The sequence below is a fragment of the Postechiella marina genome (genome assembly GCF_039538365.1).
Taxonomy (GTDB): Bacteria; Bacteroidota; Bacteroidia; order Flavobacteriales; family Flavobacteriaceae; genus Postechiella; species Postechiella marina.
The window spans coordinates 859,865-876,716 of the sequence record NZ_BAABCA010000001.1 but is presented as its reverse complement, the minus strand read 5'-3'; the positions used below and the strand labels follow the sequence as shown (position 1 = coordinate 876,716).

Genomic DNA, 16,852 nt, shown 5'->3' with positions numbered 1-16,852 from the left:
CTACTTAAACACAAGACGGTGTTGTGTAATACTTTGCTTTAAAATCTCAGATTATAAATTAATCTGAGATTTTTTTTGTCAACTTATATGGTTGATATAAATTCTACCAAGTTAATTCCCTTAGCTATATTAAGTTTTTTTCTTAATCTGTATCTTGATGTGTGTACACTCTCTATGGTAATACCCAAAAGAGAAGACATCTCTTTGCTAGAAAAACCAAGTTTAATTAAAGCACAAATTTTTAAGTCGGTTTTACCTAAATTAGGATATTTACTTCTAATGTTTTTATAAAAACTTTGATTTATAGAAGTAAACCTTGCTTCAAATTCCTCCCAATTGCCACCAGGTGAACTCTGAAAACCACTAATCATTCTGTTTAAAGCTTTCAAATCTATATTTTCATTATTAGAAATGCTTTCTTTTAGTTTAGTAATAAACTCTTCTTTTTCAATTAATTGTAAAGCGGAGGCAGTAAGTTCTCTATTTTTTAGTGCCATAACTTCATTTGTTTTTTGTTTCTCTAGTTTATGTTTTCTTCTTAAATTTTTAACAAAAAGCACTCCGTACAGTATTAGAAAAACAACCACAACAGCCATTAAAATATTTCGTAAAAAACCTATTCTTTTTTGGTTTTCAAGTTTGTCAATTCTAGCCTCTTTCAGTAGTGCCTTTTCAGTCTCCTTTTGCAGCCTGTATTTATCCTTAATTTCTATTAAATGCTTATTGTTTTCACTAGTTCTTCCAAATATTCGCTCATTTAGCTCATCTGCTTTATTTTTAAAATAAAAGGCTTCTTTGTAATTTCCTTTATCATAATATAAATCAGATAACAACTCATAATTATACTGTTTATAACCTAAATGTTTATTATACATCACAGAAAACTTGAGCGATTCTCTATAATGCTTGATGCTTTCATCAATATTTCCGCTAATCCTATAAACTTCTCCAATTAAGAAATTAATTACAGTTAAATATGAAGGATCTATTGCTTGAAAGTAATCCTTGGTTTCGTTTAGTATATCATGAGCTTCATTATATTTACCTCCTATTACAGCTTTATAATAAGCCTGTTCAGATTCAACATAATAAGACCTTTCCTTTGGCTCTATTTTATTTAAAGAAATCTGACAACTGTCTAAGTAAATTTTGGTCATGGGTAAATTTTTATTCACCCTGTAAAAGTTAACAATAGCAAAATAATTACTAACCAAATAATTTCTACTTATTTTCTTTTGTTCAAGTAATTTTTTCTTCAATTCGAGAGACAAATTGAAATAGCGTAACGATTCTTCTTCTCTTCTATAGGACGTATATAGCCAACCTAATTCTTGGTAAATTCTTGCTTTAGAAATATCATTATTTGATAAGTCTGCAAGAATTAAAGCGCTCCAATAACCGTCATAGGACTTGCCATAATCTAATACATTGTCATACACCTCTGAGCGATAACACAAAGTATTGATCAGATTTATTGTATCCCTTTTATTAGTGTAGAACTTTATACCTTCATTTAAATTTATAATAGCACTATCTAAATTTTTGGATAATAACGGATTCGCCTTATTAATATACTCATTTGTACCATATGGATATTGAGCATTCATACCTAAACACACAAAAAAAACGAGTAAAAAAAGTTTTTTCTTAAAATTAAAATTCCTCATATTTATTTTTGCAATCCTTTGTATTATAATGTTTTATCAAATCGAACACTTATGTTTTTTTTCTGAACAGACAATAAAGTGTATAACTCTAGTTCAAGATACTATTTGATTAGATAGAGTTCATTAAAATTTAGTTCTTTTTTTAAAATGTTCAGTTTATATTGATTAAAAATCACATGCTTTTAACTGTATATAGCCCATATTTGTAGTAACAGTTACAGTAAAAGTTAATAAAATACTTAATTGAGTATTCTTCGCTCTTACTAACAAATAAAATTTACTTAAACATGTAGCTGTTCAAGAATATTAACAACTTAAATAACAATTAAAAATGACTTTAAAAGCAAAATTACTCATACAAATGTTATTAATTATAGTATTTGTTTCTTGTAAAACTAACACAAGGAATGATAGTAATAAAGACAACAAAAACTCTGCTGATTTGCAAATATCTAAGGCGCAAATAGATCATTTAGGCATTACGGATATAAACCATTTGAGTACCGCATCTAAAAGAGCTTTAAAATGGCCTGCAGATCTTGGTAATGATTGGTATATTGAATTTGGAGGTCTACAACCTTTAAAAGGAGACCTAGCTTATGAAGAAGGTGTTGTGCGCAGAGATCCTAGCGCTATGATAAAAGAAAACGGTAAATATTACGTATGGTATTCTAGAAGTACAGGAAAATGTGATGGTTTTGGAGGTGATGTTGAAAACGACAAGGTTTTTCCATGGGATAGATGTGATATATGGTATGCAACCTCTAAAGATGGTTGGACATGGAAAGAGGAAGGTATAGCTGTTGCTCGTGGACCTAAAGGTTCTTATGACGACAGATCTGTATTTACCGTTGAAATTATGAAGCACGAAGATAAATATTATTTAAGCTATCAAACGGTTAAATCTCCATACACGGTTAGAGTTAAAAATCAAGTTGGGTTAGCTTGGGCAGATTCGCCTAATGGTCCATGGACTAAACTAGATAAACCCATTCTAAGCCCTGCCGATAATGGTGTTTGGAAAGGAAAAAAACAAAACAGGTTTATGGTTGAAAAAAAGGGAGATTTTGATAGCCATAAAGTACACGACCCTTGTATTATTCCTTATAAAGGAAAGTTCTATTTATATTATAAGGGAGAACAAATGGGTGAGAAAATCACCTTTGGAGGACGTCAAATTCGTCATGGTGTAGCTATTGCAGATAAACCGTTAGGTCCTTATGTAAAATCGTCTTATAATCCAATTAGTAATAGTGGTCATGAAATTTGTGTTTGGCCTTATAAAGGCGGAATAGCATCGTTAATCACTACTGATGGGCCAGAAAAAAATACAATTCAATGGTCGCCAGATGGTGTTAATTTCGAAATCAAGTCTGTTTTAAAAGGTGTTGATGCTCATGCTATTGGGTTAAATAGAACAGTAGACAATGATAAAGATCCTACAGAAATTTTGCGTTGGGGTTTGTCTCATGTATATAACAGTTGGGATTACCAAAGTATAATGAGGTTTTCTTCTGAAAGAAAAACTGAACACCGGGCTCCTGGAGAATAACTTTAGGACTATTATTATTATTATTATTAAAGGGGCTTTACTCATATTTCGAGAATTGCCCCTTTATATTTGCAATACTCTGTGTTTTTAAGTTTTTATTAAGCCTATTTTGTGAAAGAAAGAAAAAATGGAACGGAATTTTGTTTTAAAAAATAATTGAAGCCTTCTGTTATTTTCGATGGCCTAATTATCTTTTTTAAACTTATTAAGTAAAACTAATAGTTATATTTTAATTTAATACAACCCACTGTATGTCCTAAAAGGCAATTTAAAAGTATCAGGTTAGTTTTTATAGTATATTTTTGTAGTCTCTTATAAAAAAAAATAAACCGTAAATAAGATACGGTTTATTTTTTTACCAATAGAAAACGCAAAAAGAAACCTGTTTGTTTTACAGTCTTAGTGCTAATATAATTTGATCTTCAATGCTTTAAGGTGTTAATTAGTATAGAAAACAACACTTTCTTTTAAGTGTGTCTTTAAATGAATTAATGATACCCAAAAGACAATACTTATTAATTAGTCCCAGGCCGAAAGCCCTATGATTTCGCCATTTGGTCCTACAAAAAAAGTATATTTATCACGAGCATAATTCTCATTTTCCAATTCATAACCTTCTTCTTTCAATTTATCACCTATAGTTGCAATATTATCAACTTTAAGCATAAAATGATTATGATTAGTATTTCCTATTTCTCCTACAGTTTTCCAAAATTCGGGTGCAGTAAGAGATAATCCTATTGTTAAATCATTCGCTTTTAGTTTCATTACCAACATTCCTTCGAGTCCAGGACCATGAAGAACTTCTGCGTCATTTAATTTAAATCCCAGAATTTCACGATAAAGTTTAAGTGTTTTTTCTAGTTTTAGTACATGGATACAAATGTATTTTAAACCTGTAACTTGACCTTTAGGTTTAATTTTTTCTTTTACTGTTTCTAGGGTAGAACTTTGTGCTAAGCAAGAGGTTGAACCTAATATTGTAAATATTAAAAGGAAAGAAAATTTCTTTAAAATGGTGGCTCTTTTTTTCATAAAACTTATGTATTTAAATTAATTAGTATTTACGAATTTAGGTTAATATACCCTTGTTTAAACTTTAAGTTACTGAATTAAAACTGAACAAGAAATATTTGTAAAATTAGAGGTTAAAAGAGGAGTAATAGTTACTCAACAAAAACCAAACAACTCGTTTTACTCCGTTCATGGTGGTCTTTTAAAACATTTTGTTTCGTAATATTACAGTTGGTTAGTTTTTTATAATGAGCCATTCTTAAAATTTGTTTTTACTTTTTTTTGAAAACGCTTTTTACAAAAATTGACCATAGAATAAATACAAATAGATTTTAAACTAGATTTATTAAACTAAATAAAAACAGTATGACAATTGGCAAAAATATCTTAATGCTTCTTTTACTTTTAACCTCTTGTTCTGAATTAAAAAAAGAAGGGAAGCAGGATACGAGTAATATTCTTGATTGGGAAGAATTAGTTGATTCTAATTTATCAAAATGGGATGTTTATTTAAGTTATCAAATTCAACCAGGATATAATGGAACACAACCAAAAGATAATAAAGGCAATTTAATTCCTCCAATAGGTTTAAATCCTAAGGGTTATGACGTATTTACAACATTCCAAGAAGAAAAGAATGTAATTGTTAGAAATACAGGAGAGTTTTATGGTTGCTTAATTACTAAAGAAGAATATGAAAACTATCATTTTCAGTTAAAATATAAGTGGGGCGATAAAAAATGGGCTTACAGAAAAAATTTACTTAAAGATTCAGGTATTTTGTATCACTCTATAGGGCCTATGGGTGCAGAGTATTGGAGATCATGGATGCTTTCTCAAGAATTTCAGATTATGGAGGGACATACAGGTGATTTTTGGAGTCAAGCAAATTCAGCAATAGACATACGAGCTTATAAACCAGAATCTGTATTAGACCCTATGGCTCATAAATCTCAAGATTTCATCACACTAAGTATGAACAGTCCATATCGAAATTATTGTTTACGAAGTGGCAATTATGAAAAGTTACATAATGAATGGAATACGCTAGACCTTTACTGTTTTGATGGCAAAAGTTTGCACATGGTTAATGGAGAGGTAGTTATGATTTTGAAAAATTCTAGATATATCGACGAGAAGGGAAATGATGTACCACTTGTTAAAGGTAAGATTCAATTACAAAGTGAAGCTGCAGAAATATTCTTTAAAGATATTAAAATACGAAAAATAGATTCTCTTACTCAGAAACAACAAGATCTTTTCTAAGCTAATAAAAATTTAAATAAAATTCTATGAAAACTAATTTATTCTTAATTTATAGTATTGCTAGTGTACTTATATCATGTTCATCAAGTTCTAGCGATGGATTTACTGGACCAACTGCGAGTGATGATTTTCTTACAGTTAATGAAAATAGTAGTTCTGGAGAGGCAAATCAAATAAATGTGTCTACAAACGATAATATAGGTAGTAACGGAGGGGATTCTAACAACTACAGTCTTATTAATGCTCCAGCAAATGGAAATGTTACTGAAGTAAGCGATGGGGTTTTTGAATATATACCAAATCCTGGTTTTTTTGGAACCGATAGTTTTACTTATAAAATAGCTGACAAAGATGCTAACGAAGATACTGCTTCGGTTGAAGTAAAGGTAAGTGAGGTTGCGGGACCCTCAGCAGAAGATTTTGAAAATATGGATCCTAATTTTCCTTCTTTTGTTTCTATTGACAATACAACACCAACAGGAAAAAAATGGGTAAAAGTAGATAAGATGTCTGATGAATTTAATGGGCCATTGGATACTACTAAATGGGGACACCATACTTGGAATTATGGAGTGCCAGTTTGGATGACCAACGCAAGCACAAACTCTGGAGTTGATGATGGAGATTTGTGGATTAAGGCAACTTTAAGAGAACCAAATACAGATGGAAGATGGTTTCAATCTGCAAGAATATATTCAAAGACAAAAATTAGTTTTCCAATGTATACTGAGTGTAGCATGAAAACAGCACATATCTCTGCATTTAATACATTTTGGTTAAATAATGGAGATATCAATAATAGAGATGAAATAGATATTGTTGAAAATAATTCAAAACCAACACAAGAATGTATTGATACATCTATGAATACACCTAATTTTCCTTGGACAACTCACTTGTTTCCAACACAAATGAATTCTCAATATTTCATTGCTAAAAATGGGGTTACAGAAAGACATGAGGGTAATTATGATACTAGGTGGTTACTCCCAGAAAATCCTAAAAAGGATAAAACTTGGAACGAAGACTATCACATTGTTGGTTGTTGGTGGATTGATAAAAGAACTGTTCAATTTTATTTAGATGGAGAGCCAGCAGGAAAAGTGACTACAAGTCAAGATTTTACACTAGAACTTGAGCTACTTTGGGATTTATGGACAGTAGATGAATGCTTTTTAGGTGGATTAGCAGATAAAGACGACTTAAGTGATGATAGTATAAATACAATGCGTGTAGACTGGGTACGCACATGGAAACTAGAAGATATTTAATTGAGATAGTATTATCTCGATTTGCAGTTGTTTTTAAACAGATTATTTTTTAGTTTAGTTTAGTTTAGTTTAGTTTGATTCAACAAAAAGGGCATGAAAAATATCATGCCCTTATTTTATGATTTAAATTGATATATTATAGATTGACTATAAATGTAAAGCCATAATATTTATATGAACTAAATAGAGCTTTAAACAGACTCAAAATAACACTTGGTTGTTAAAAAAAGTAAATATGTGTTTACCCCTCCATAGTATGATATACGTTTTGTACATCATCATCTTCTTCTAACTTTTCTAATAGCTTTTCAACATCAGCTACTTTTTCTGCATCAAGTGGTTTGGTAACCTGAGGAATGCGCTCAAAACCAGAAGAAAGAATCTCTATATCATTGGTTTCTAAATAAGATTGAATTTTCCCGAAACTTTCAAAAGGAGCATAAATCATAACGCTATTAATTTCGTTTCCATCGGCATCTTCATCGGTGTCTTCAAAAATTTCTTCAACACCAAAATCTATTAATTCTAGTTCTAACTCTTCTAAATTTAATGCTTCACCCTTTACTTTAAAATTACAAGTATGATCGAACATAAAAACAACAGAGCCAGATGTACCTAAACTACCATCGCACTTATTAAAATAACTACGCACGTTAGCTACAGTACGCGTATTATTATCGGTTGCAGTTTCTACTAAAATAGCAACACCATGAGGTGCGTAACCTTCAAAAATAACTTCTTTATAATCGCCTTGGCCTTTTTCACTAGCTTTTTTAATAGCACGCTCTACATTATCTTTTGGCATGTTTACAGATTTTGCATTCTGTATTACTGCTCTTAAACGCGAGTTACTGTCTGGATCTGGACCTCCTTCTTTAACAGCCATTACTATGTCTTTACCTATACGTGTAAAGGCTTTGCTCATTGCAGACCAACGTTTCATTTTACGTGCTTTTCTAAACTCAAAAGCTCTTCCCATAATATTATTATTTTGTGTGATGTTTCCGCGAAAGCGAAAACCTTATTTTATGTTATTTTAAAACCTATATAAATAGATTCTATAAATTATTTTTAATTTAACGCAAAGTTAAAAACCTAGTAATCAAAAACAAATTAATCTTCTTCTGGTTCTACAATGTTTTCTATGGCTTCTGCCAATTTAAAATCTAAGGGTGTTACACCATTTGCGCTATGTGTGGTTAAAGAAACGGTAAGTATGTTATAAACGTTTTTCCACTCTGGATGATGGTTTAAGGCTTCGCATTCAAAAGCAATTCTGCTCATAGCGCTAAAACAGTCTTTAAAATTTTCAAACTCAAATTCTCCATGTATGGCATTATCAAAATAATCCCAATCTGGTAAATGTAATAAGCGTTTTTCTATCTCGTCTTCAGTTAATTTTATTTGCTTCATGTGTCTCTCTTTTAGACCTACAATTTAATCAAATAAATTAAATTTTTAAATCGCTAACTATATTTTTGCTTTTTAATTGTAAGTGTTTTGGTAGTAAATTAAACTTTGGTAAAACAGCTAAGTAACGCTCTTCGTTTGTTGTATAAACGTTTTTTAATATGGCTTTGTTTTTATGTTTTATGGCTTCAATTATTTCTTTTATAAAATCGTCGTGATGCACTAAATCATTACTACCTAAATGAAAAATACCGCTTTTATTTCTATTAATCATATAATGAATTTGTTGTGTTACTTTTCTATCTGTGGTAACATTCATTATTAAATTAGGAAAAACTTCAATAGCTGTTTTTTGGTTTAAGGCTTGTGTTATTTCGTTAATTCTAGGCGATTTTGCGCCAAAAACCATGGGTAACCTTATAATGGCCACATACTTTTTTGGCAATTTTAAGAGCATGTTTTCTATTTTTATTTTAAAATGTCCATAAATACTTGTGCTATAAGTTTTGTCTTGTTCGTAGCTTGGGTATTTACTGTAAGCATCAAAAACATTGGCAGACGATAAAAAGAAAAGCTTTACTTTATTAATATATACATACTCTGCCAAATGCATATGCATTAAAACTTGCTTAGAGAAATTACCTCGTATGGCAGATATAATAATGGTTGGTTTTATAATATCTAAAATTTCATAAATATCATCTTCTTCGATGTTATACTGAAAAAAGTGTTTGTTTTTTTCTAGTGCTTTATTGCTAATATTGTATGTGCCAAAGGTTCTAAAATAGGAGCATAGTTCTTTGTAAAGCGCTCCGCCTAAAAATCCGCTAGCACCAAGTATTAAAATTCTATGTTTATTTTCTTGTTTTGTCATGTATTACACTTCAAAATACATTAGCATTTTAAAAAATAGAGAGATTTGTTTTTGTTGTAAATTGTTCTAAAGCAAACATGCCTAGTTTAGAGTTTCCTTTTTTATTAAGTCCAGGAGCCCAAGTTGTAATTACAAAATGATCTGGAAGTAAAGCTACAATACCACCGCCAACACCACTTTTACCGGGTAAGCCAACCTCGAAAGCAAATTCTCCTGCTTCGTCGTAAAATCCGCAAGTTAGCATAATAGCATTTATTCTTTTGGCTTGGGTTTTTGTTAATCTAGTTTTGTTTAATACGCATTTGCCTTTATTTGCCAAAAAGAAAAAAGATTTTGAAAGCTGCGAGCAAGTCATTTCTATAGCACATTGATGGAAATAGAAATCTAAAACTTCGTCTACTGGATTATTTAAATTTTTAAATGATTTTAAAAGGTTGGCTGCTGCAAAATTTCTAAAACCTGTTTCTCTTTCTGAGTGGGCAACCTTTTCGTTGAATTGAATGGATTGATCGCCAGTTAGCTCTCTTACATAGTTTAAAAAATCGGCCTTAGGGTTTTCTAAATTAGACACTAATATATCTGCAATAACAATAGCGCCAGCATTTATTAACGGGTTTCTGGGTATACCATCATTAATTTCTAATAGCGCTAATTGATTAAAAGGGTGTCCAGATGGTTCTACATCTACTCGTTTCCAAATATCATTTCCTATTAAAGACATTGCTTTAGACAAGGCTAAAACTTTAGAAATACTTTGAATAGAAAATTTTGTATTATAATTACCAATGCCATATACTTTTCCATCTATAGTTTTTAAATGCATACCAAAATTATTTTTATCTATATGTGCAAGCTCAGGAATGTAGGTAGCTACATTTCCTTTATCTGTCGCTTTTACTGTATCGTTATAAATGGTATTTAAAATGGCTTGAAAATTTGGCATATATTATTTGTAAAAAGGAAGTTTTACTACTGTGGCAGGAATTGTTTTTTTACGCACCTGTATGTTAATTTTACTATTTACATCTGCAAAAACTGTTGGCACATAACCTAAACCAATGCCTTTAGACAAGCTAGGCGACATGGTTCCAGAGGTAACCTGTCCTATTTTATTTCCGTTATCATCTACAATATCGTAGCCATGGCGAGGAATAGCTCGTTCTTCCATTTGAAAAGCTATAAGTTTTCTACTAACACCACGCTCTTTTTCTGCTTTTAAAGCTTCTGAGTTTGTAAAATCTTTGGTAAATTTTGTAATCCAGCCTAAACCAGCTTCAATAGGCGATGTGCTATCGTCTATATCATTACCGTAAAGACAATATCCCATTTCTAAACGTAATGTATCTCTAGCTGCTAATCCAATAGGTTTTATTCCAAAATTGGCTCCTGCTTTAAAAACATTATCCCAAATTTGTTTTACTTCACTGTTTTTACAATAAATTTCGAATCCGCCACTTCCGGTATAACCTGTTGCCGAAATAATAACATTTTCTATACCTGCAAAATCGCCAACTACAAAATTGTAGAATTTAATAGCAGATAAATCATGGCTTGTAATACTTTGCATGGCTGCTATAGCTTTAGGGCCTTGAATGGCTAATAATGAGTAGTCTTCGCTTAAGTTTTTCATTTTTGCACCTACATCATTTTTAGATTGTATCCAATTCCAATCTTTGTCTATGTTACTAGCATTTACAACCAATAAGTAAGTGTTTTCTTTTATTTTATAGATAATTAAATCATCTACAATACCACCATCATTATTAGGTAAGCAACTATACTGCGCCTTACCAATGGTTAACTTAGAGGCATCATTACTAGATACTTTTTGTATTAAACTTAAAGCATGTTCGCCTTCAATTAAAAACTCGCCCATGTGTGATACATCGAAAACACCAACAGCGTTTCTAACGGTTTCGTGTTCTACATTTACACCTTCATATTGTACAGGCATATTATACCCTGCAAAAGGTACCATTTTTGCTCCAAGTGCTTGGTGAGTTTCTGTTAAGGCTGTATTTTTCATTTAAAAATATTTAGTTAATATATAAACAATAACGACGCATATAATTAGAATAACATAAGCTACAAATAGTGCTTTCTTGCCTTTTATGGCGTTAATAACATTTTCCAGCATTGCCCAAAAAACTTAATTATTCCAATCAAAAAGTCTTCCATAAATAATGAGAGCAAATGTATTGAAAATTTATATATAACGTTTTCGTAGTATTTAAAAAAGGTGTTTAAGAAATGTTAATTCTTGTATTACAAAAAAAGCAAGGTTGCTCTTAAAATAATACATTATTGTATTTATTTAAGTGTAATACCTTCGATGAACGAATAAAACTAAAGTATTTCATACAGGAAAACCATACATTTCTTGCTTTTTATCGTTATAAATGCTTCATTTGTCTATATTAAATTGCTGATGAACCCTAAAATACAAACTCTCAAATTTAAGGAATTAAGGCGAAAAACCTTTTTTAAGTTAGGTATTCGCATCTATTTTAGTGCCATTTTAGCTACTTCTTATTATGTATTTATTAGTATGTACAGTGGCTATATGCTGTCTACAATATTTACAGCACTGCCTTTAATAGGTTTACTACTTAGTTTGTACGTATTTGTTGTAAAACGAAATTATGTATTAGGGTCGTATATTGTTTACGTTTCTTTAGGTATCGCAACGCTTGCGATGTCTTATTTAGAAGGCTTAATGTCTGGTTATTATTGGTTTCAATTGGGCTTAATTTTTTCTTTGCCTTATGTTATTCCTAGAGGAATGCATTTTAAAAAGCATATTACAATTCTTTATACTTCAACTATTTTATGTTTGGTTCTCTCTTTTATAATTTCTCCAATGTATTCTGAGTTTTATGCAGAGCTTAGTAAAGAAGATATTCATTATAGATTTATTTTAAACTCGTCAATAAACTTTTTACTTATTATGGTGTTTTCGTTACAAGCACTTAGCCATAGCAAGTTTTTTATCAAGAAAATAAGTATAGATAAGCAGTTAGCAGAAAACGAAAAAGAAAGAAGGACCAGAGTTCTGTCTAATTTAGGGCACGAATTACGTACACAAATTAACAGCATTAATGGGGTAACACAATTAATACTAGGTGGCGACTTAAAAGAAGTGCCTAATAAAAAATATTTTGAGATTTTAGATTATTGCAACGAGAATATGCTCTTGTTGGTAAACGATATGCTCGATATTCATAAAATAGAGTCAGGACATTTTGAATTGATTAAAGAGCCTAAAGCGCTTTATAAATTTTTAAACAAAATTACAATTCCTTTTATTAATAAAGCCGAAGAAAAAAACCTAGAGCTCATTTCTTATATAGATGCCAAATTAAAAGATGTAGTTGTAAATGTTGACGAAAAGCGTATTGCCCAAGTGATTTATAATTTAATATCGAATGCTATAAAATTTACCGAACAAGGAAAAATTACATTCTTTGTTAAAGTTATAGATTTAAATAAAACCAATGTAGTTATACAATTTAAAGTAAAAGACACAGGTATTGGTATTGCTCCTCATAATTTAAATAAAATATTTGAAAGCTTTCATCAAATTAAAAACGAGAAAAATCCCGTTTATGGAGGTACAGGTTTAGGTTTAGCCATATCTCAATCTATTATAGATGCTATGAACTCTGAAATTAGCGTAGAAAGTAGGCTAGGAGAAGGCACTTGTTTTCAATTTACACTAAAGTTGCAACGCGAAGAAGCTTTACCTAATGCACAGATTAATACCGATGCTTTTACAGGTGATTTTTCTTTAAATTCTACCATATTAGTGGTTGAAGATAATATGGTAAGCATGATGTACGCAAAAAAATTATTAGAAAAACATGTTACTAAAGTTTACCATGGTACAAATGGGGCTGAAGCTATAGAAAGAATTAAAGAACATAAAGATATTGACTTGGTGCTTCTAGATTTAGAAATGCCTGTTATGAATGGTTTTAAGGCTATTGAGCACATAAAAAAGATTAGACCAGATGTTATTGTTATTGCTTTTACAGCCAATATTCCAAGTACAGAAATACTTAATAAACTAGATAGTTTAGGCTTTGATGATATTTTATCAAAACCTTTTAATAAACACCAGCTTTTTACAGTTTTACAGCAATATACACTACAAACTGAAGCATAAAACATTACTAAATGTATTTGCTACGAGAAAACAATATTATTTATTTTGCCAATAGAACGAACGTAATTTGTAGCATTTTTATACTGTTCTGCTGTTTTTAAGTGTTCGAAGAGTAAAGGAATATTGTTAAGTTTAGATAGCTCTTTTAAAAAGCTACTGTAATTTAATTTGCCTAACCCAGGTTGACATTCAATAAACTGAGGTAAATCGCAATTGTCTTTTAACAAAATATCTTTAGCATGGCAGCTTTTAATATATGGTCCTAGTTTTTTAAAACATTTTTTTATAAAAGTACCGTTTGAAAAGTATATCTCTGGACTAGAAATTAAATTTACCGGATCTAGATGTACTGCAAAGTGTTTTCTATCAATAGCTTTTATAAGCTTTAAATAACTATTAATAGAGTTTGGGTAAGCCCATGGCATAGCTTCTAAGGTATAATAAGTGTATTTTGGATTAACAGCATCTATTATTTTTTGGGTGGTTTCTACTATTAAATCAAAAGTTTCTGATGTTAAATTATCTTTATGTGGTGCTGCCCATTTTTCGGGATGTTTCGTTCCACTAATGTTTACACAACAATTTGCTTCTATTCGTTCTGCTAATTCTAAAGACTTAATATTTTTATCTATAGCATCAGCTCTTTCTTTATCGTTAATGCTAATTGGGTTACTCCATGCACCAACTTCTGCAATTATTATATTATTATCTTGAGCTGCTATCTTGTAAGATTCTATATCTTTAGCTTTAGCTCCAATTTCTAGAGGGCAATAAGCAGCTTTGTACTTTAATCTTTTTAATATAGAAACCCATTGTTCTGGAGATTTGTAGTCTTCAAAGAGTGGCGCTCCTAGAGTAACATTATTCATAACCTATATTACTTTATGTTTGTAGTTGCAAAATAGACATTTTAATAATACGTTTTTGTTTATCCAAGAAAACTAAAATGCCATGATTTCTCATGGCATTTTTTATAAAAAGTATTTGGTTTTAATTTACAACTTCTAATAAAATAAACTGATTTAATTGAGCGCCAAAAGCACTAAAATTATTATCTGCTACTAGAATAATAGAACGATTTCCATTATCTAATTTAGGACCAAAAGTTATGCCTTCAATGTTATCTACAATGCCACCTGTAAGTTGTGGTCTTATAGTTTCTAAATCGAATAAAAGCTCTTTTGTTACTTTAGTGTATTCTGTGTTTACTAACGATTCTATATCGCTAATATCTGTAGCATTCGTAGCGTCAACTTTATATATTTTTACATTATTTCCTCCATCAGAATAGCCTGTAGAAAAAGAGCGTTCTAAAACTAAAAATTGATTGGTATTATATTCAAGTAATTCTACGATACCATTAACAGTAAAAGCATCTTCAGAAGACTGCCTAGCAACAGCATCTAGTTCATATGCAAATTCTTTTCCAAATGTTCCATCATTATTAATATGTGCAATTCGTACAGGCGATTCTGTATCTTCAATAATAGGGGCCTCTCCATCTTGTTTTAAAGGTAGCTCCATAGCTATCCAATATCCATTAATAGATGTTGATATACCTTCAAAAACACCGTTGTGTCTCGGTCCTTTATCACTATTATTGCTAACTTCAAATTTAGAATCTATTGTTATTTCAGAAATAAATTCGCCTTCTAAATTAGCAAAACGAACAAAAGGATTTACTTTACCATTAATATTCCCTTCACTAGACCAGATAATATTTCCGCTAGAAGTTACTCGAATAGCTTCTGGATCTACATTGCCTTCTGTAAAAGCATTACCTGTTTTGTCTTTTAATTCTTTTACAGAACTAATAGCTACGTTAGAAAAACCGTTTAAATCGTAATCTATATTGGCTGTATAAAATCTAGTAGGTGCTCCAGCGTCATCGCAAATAAGATACCAAGTATTGTTAACATAATCTATACCAGAAATACCTCCAAATACTGTGTTTTGGTACATGGTATTGTCTGGTATAATATACTCATCAATAAACTTAAGCTTGTTTATTACTTTATTTTCATGGGGTTGATTATCGTCATTAGAGTCGCAACAATTAAAAACTAATAATACTAATATGCTTAACGTAATAAGCGCAATTTTTTTCATCATTTATAAAATTTATATTTTTTGTAAAGATGATTTCTTTGCGCTTTTTTGTTATTAACTTAGTGTTACTGTTTTTTAACCTTTATATTATTTTAATAAAAACGATTTTAAATCGTTATAAGTTGAAATTTTTACAGATTCTTTTTCTTTTCCCATTACAGATTGAATTTGCTCTGGTAACGATTGCTTTTCTTTTATAACCTCTTCAACCACATCTAAAAATTTTGTTGGGTGTGCGGTTTCTAAAAATACACAATGTGTACTTGGGTTTTCCTTTAAATAAGATTTAGAACCTAAATAACCAACAGCTCCATGCGGATCTGCAACATAGTTACTTTGGCTATAAATTTCTAACATGGCTTCACGAGTTTCATCGTCAGTAAAACTATAAGATGATATATTTTCTTTTAAAGTTTCGAAATTGTTTTTATAAATTTCTTGTATACGAATAAAGTTGCTTGGAGCACCAACATCCATAGCATTACTAATGGTTTGTACCGATGGTTTTGGCTCGTATAGTTTCGATGCTAAGTAACGAGTTACAACGTTATTAGCATTATTTGATGCTACAAAATGATTGATGGGTAAACCTAATTGTTGTGCCATCATACCTGCACAAATATTTCCAAAATTACCACTTGGAATAGAAAAAACAATGTTATTGTGTTTGTTATGTAACTGTTTGTAAGCAAACATAAAGTAAAATAATTGCGGTAACCAACGTGCTACATTTATAGAGTTTGCAGAAGTTAACTGCATTTGGCTTGTTAATTCTTCATCTAAAAAAGCAGTTTTTACCATAGCTTGGCAATCGTCAAAGGTACCATTAACCTCTAAAGCTTTTATATTTTGCCCTAAAGTGGTTAATTGCATTTCTTGAATATCGCTTACTTTTCCACTAGGGTAGAGTATAACCACATTAACACCTTTTACACCCAAAAAACCATTAGCAACTGCACCACCAGTATCACCAGATGTTGCTACAAGCACAGTAACCTCGTTTGTGTTGTCTTTATTAAAATAGCCTAAACAGCGTGCCATAAAACGAGCTCCAACATCTTTAAATGCCATGGTTGGCCCATGGAAGAGCTCTAATGTAGAAATGTTTTCGTTTAATTGTACCACGGGAAAATCAAACGATAAAGTTTCTTCTACAATTGTTTTTAAAACAGTTTCAGGAATTTCTGGAGATACAAATTGTTTTATTGCTTCAAAAGCAATTTCTATATTTGATAAATTATCAATATTATCGAAAAAACTTTTTGGTAACGGTGTAATACTTTCAGGAAAATATAAACCTTTATCTGGTGCTAATCCTTTTATAACAGCGTTTTTAAACGTTGTGTTTGGTGCTTGTTTGTTTAAACTGTAATAATTCATTGCTTTAATTTTTTCCGAAGACCAGTAACAGTTTCCGGAGGTTTATTTACGTTTTAATTCTAGAAACGTAAAGTTATTTGATGCTTATTATATGTATTACTGTTTGGTTTTTACATATAATTCTTAATCTTCTATTTTCTTGGT

At 30.6% G+C, this 16,852-nt stretch carries 14 protein-coding genes; 4 read left to right on the top strand and 10 right to left on the bottom strand.

Going from position 1 to position 16,852, the window contains the following annotated elements; genetic code table 11:
• Nucleotides 1-83: 83 nt before the first annotated feature.
• The gene (locus ABD715_RS03615; protein ID WP_344786704.1) at nucleotides 84-1,667 is read right to left on the bottom strand and encodes a transcriptional regulator; all 1,584 of its coding nucleotides are present in this window, start codon (nucleotides 1,665-1,667) and stop codon (nucleotides 84-86) included.
• 331 nt (nucleotides 1,668-1,998) lie between these two features.
• Here ABD715_RS03615 and ABD715_RS03610 point away from each other — a divergent pair, with 331 nt between their 5' ends.
• Nucleotides 1,999-3,219 (top strand): glycoside hydrolase family 117 protein, encoded by a 1,221-nt coding sequence (locus ABD715_RS03610; RefSeq protein WP_344786703.1) that lies wholly within the window; start codon nucleotides 1,999-2,001, stop codon nucleotides 3,217-3,219.
• Nucleotides 3,220-3,738: 519 nt separating this feature from the next.
• On the opposite strand, the gene ABD715_RS03605 is transcribed toward ABD715_RS03610, so the two are convergent.
• Nucleotides 3,739-4,254, bottom strand: coding sequence for a VOC family protein (locus ABD715_RS03605; RefSeq protein ID WP_344786702.1), 516 nt, complete (start codon nucleotides 4,252-4,254; stop codon nucleotides 3,739-3,741).
• A 369-nt stretch (nucleotides 4,255-4,623) separates the two neighbouring features.
• Here ABD715_RS03605 and ABD715_RS03600 point away from each other — a divergent pair, with 369 nt between their 5' ends.
• Both ABD715_RS03600 and ABD715_RS03595 read left to right on the top strand, forming a co-directional pair.
• Nucleotides 4,624-5,499, top strand: a complete 876-nt coding sequence (locus ABD715_RS03600; RefSeq protein ID WP_344786701.1) for a 3-keto-disaccharide hydrolase — start codon at nucleotides 4,624-4,626, stop codon at nucleotides 5,497-5,499.
• A gap of 26 nt (nucleotides 5,500-5,525) precedes the next feature.
• Nucleotides 5,526-6,770 carry an Ig-like domain-containing protein gene (locus ABD715_RS03595; protein ID WP_344786700.1) on the top strand — a complete coding sequence of 415 codons (1,245 nt, stop codon included), beginning with the start codon at nucleotides 5,526-5,528 and terminating at the stop codon, nucleotides 6,768-6,770.
• 241 nt (nucleotides 6,771-7,011) lie between these two features.
• Here ABD715_RS03595 and ABD715_RS03590 read toward each other — a convergent pair whose 3' ends face one another.
• The 5 genes from ABD715_RS03590 to gcvT form a co-directional block, all read right to left on the bottom strand.
• Nucleotides 7,012-7,749 carry a YebC/PmpR family DNA-binding transcriptional regulator gene (locus ABD715_RS03590; protein ID WP_344786699.1) on the bottom strand — a complete coding sequence of 246 codons (738 nt, stop codon included), beginning with the start codon at nucleotides 7,747-7,749 and terminating at the stop codon, nucleotides 7,012-7,014.
• 134 nt (nucleotides 7,750-7,883) lie between these two features.
• The gene (locus tag ABD715_RS03585) at nucleotides 7,884-8,183 is read right to left on the bottom strand and encodes a 4a-hydroxytetrahydrobiopterin dehydratase (protein WP_344786698.1); all 300 of its coding nucleotides are present in this window, start codon (nucleotides 8,181-8,183) and stop codon (nucleotides 7,884-7,886) included.
• 37 nt (nucleotides 8,184-8,220) lie between these two features.
• Nucleotides 8,221-9,054: a sugar nucleotide-binding protein gene (locus ABD715_RS03580; protein ID WP_344786697.1), complete on the bottom strand. Its 834-nt coding sequence runs from the start codon at nucleotides 9,052-9,054 to the stop codon at nucleotides 8,221-8,223.
• A 28-nt stretch (nucleotides 9,055-9,082) separates the two neighbouring features.
• Nucleotides 9,083-9,997, bottom strand: a complete 915-nt coding sequence (locus ABD715_RS03575; protein WP_344786696.1) for a glutaminase — start codon at nucleotides 9,995-9,997, stop codon at nucleotides 9,083-9,085.
• 3 nt (nucleotides 9,998-10,000) lie between these two features.
• Complete coding sequence (gcvT, locus tag ABD715_RS03570) at nucleotides 10,001-11,080, bottom strand: glycine cleavage system aminomethyltransferase GcvT (RefSeq protein ID WP_344786695.1); 1,080 nt, start codon at nucleotides 11,078-11,080, stop codon at nucleotides 10,001-10,003.
• A gap of 402 nt (nucleotides 11,081-11,482) precedes the next feature.
• On the opposite strand from gcvT, the gene ABD715_RS03565 reads away from it, so the two are divergent.
• Nucleotides 11,483-13,219, top strand: a complete 1,737-nt coding sequence (locus ABD715_RS03565; RefSeq protein ID WP_344786694.1) for a hybrid sensor histidine kinase/response regulator — start codon at nucleotides 11,483-11,485, stop codon at nucleotides 13,217-13,219.
• A 20-nt stretch (nucleotides 13,220-13,239) separates the two neighbouring features.
• Here ABD715_RS03565 and ABD715_RS03560 read toward each other — a convergent pair whose 3' ends face one another.
• The 3 genes from ABD715_RS03560 to thrC all read right to left on the bottom strand — a co-directional run bounded on the left by ABD715_RS03560 (nucleotide 13,240) and on the right by thrC (nucleotide 16,708).
• Nucleotides 13,240-14,088 carry a sugar phosphate isomerase/epimerase family protein gene (locus ABD715_RS03560; protein ID WP_344786693.1) on the bottom strand — a complete coding sequence of 283 codons (849 nt, stop codon included), beginning with the start codon at nucleotides 14,086-14,088 and terminating at the stop codon, nucleotides 13,240-13,242.
• Nucleotides 14,089-14,209: 121 nt separating this feature from the next.
• Nucleotides 14,210-15,331 (bottom strand): esterase-like activity of phytase family protein, encoded by a 1,122-nt coding sequence (locus tag ABD715_RS03555; protein WP_344786692.1) that lies wholly within the window; start codon nucleotides 15,329-15,331, stop codon nucleotides 14,210-14,212.
• Between the two features lie 84 nt (nucleotides 15,332-15,415).
• Nucleotides 15,416-16,708 (bottom strand): threonine synthase, encoded by a 1,293-nt coding sequence (gene thrC / locus ABD715_RS03550; RefSeq protein ID WP_344786691.1) that lies wholly within the window; start codon nucleotides 16,706-16,708, stop codon nucleotides 15,416-15,418.
• Between the last annotated feature and the right edge of the window lie 144 nt (nucleotides 16,709-16,852).

Bases quoted from the DNA above. Each gene is read 5' to 3' on its own strand.
- ABD715_RS03600 (WP_344786701.1), top strand. From the start codon at position 4,624: ATGCTTCTTTTACTTTTAACCTCTTGTTCTGAATTAAAAAAAGAAGGG.
- ABD715_RS03595 (WP_344786700.1), top strand. From the start codon at position 5,526: ATGAAAACTAATTTATTCTTAATTTATAGTATTGCTAGTGTACTTATA.
- ABD715_RS03565 (WP_344786694.1), top strand. From the start codon at position 11,483: ATGAACCCTAAAATACAAACTCTCAAATTTAAGGAATTAAGGCGAAAA.
- ABD715_RS03575 (WP_344786696.1), bottom strand. From the start codon at position 9,997: ATGCCAAATTTTCAAGCCATTTTAAATACCATTTATAACGATACAGTA.
- ABD715_RS03615 (WP_344786704.1), bottom strand. From the start codon at position 1,667: ATGAGGAATTTTAATTTTAAGAAAAAACTTTTTTTACTCGTTTTTTTT.
- thrC (WP_344786691.1), bottom strand. From the start codon at position 16,708: ATGAATTATTACAGTTTAAACAAACAAGCACCAAACACAACGTTTAAA.
- ABD715_RS03605 (WP_344786702.1), bottom strand. From the start codon at position 4,254: ATGAAAAAAAGAGCCACCATTTTAAAGAAATTTTCTTTCCTTTTAATA.
- ABD715_RS03590 (WP_344786699.1), bottom strand. From the start codon at position 7,749: ATGGGAAGAGCTTTTGAGTTTAGAAAAGCACGTAAAATGAAACGTTGG.
- ABD715_RS03585 (WP_344786698.1), bottom strand. From the start codon at position 8,183: ATGAAGCAAATAAAATTAACTGAAGACGAGATAGAAAAACGCTTATTA.
- ABD715_RS03555 (WP_344786692.1), bottom strand. From the start codon at position 15,331: ATGATGAAAAAAATTGCGCTTATTACGTTAAGCATATTAGTATTATTA.
- gcvT (WP_344786695.1), bottom strand. From the start codon at position 11,080: ATGAAAAATACAGCCTTAACAGAAACTCACCAAGCACTTGGAGCAAAA.
- ABD715_RS03560 (WP_344786693.1), bottom strand. From the start codon at position 14,088: ATGAATAATGTTACTCTAGGAGCGCCACTCTTTGAAGACTACAAATCT.
- ABD715_RS03580 (WP_344786697.1), bottom strand. From the start codon at position 9,054: ATGACAAAACAAGAAAATAAACATAGAATTTTAATACTTGGTGCTAGC.
- ABD715_RS03610 (WP_344786703.1), top strand. From the start codon at position 1,999: ATGACTTTAAAAGCAAAATTACTCATACAAATGTTATTAATTATAGTA.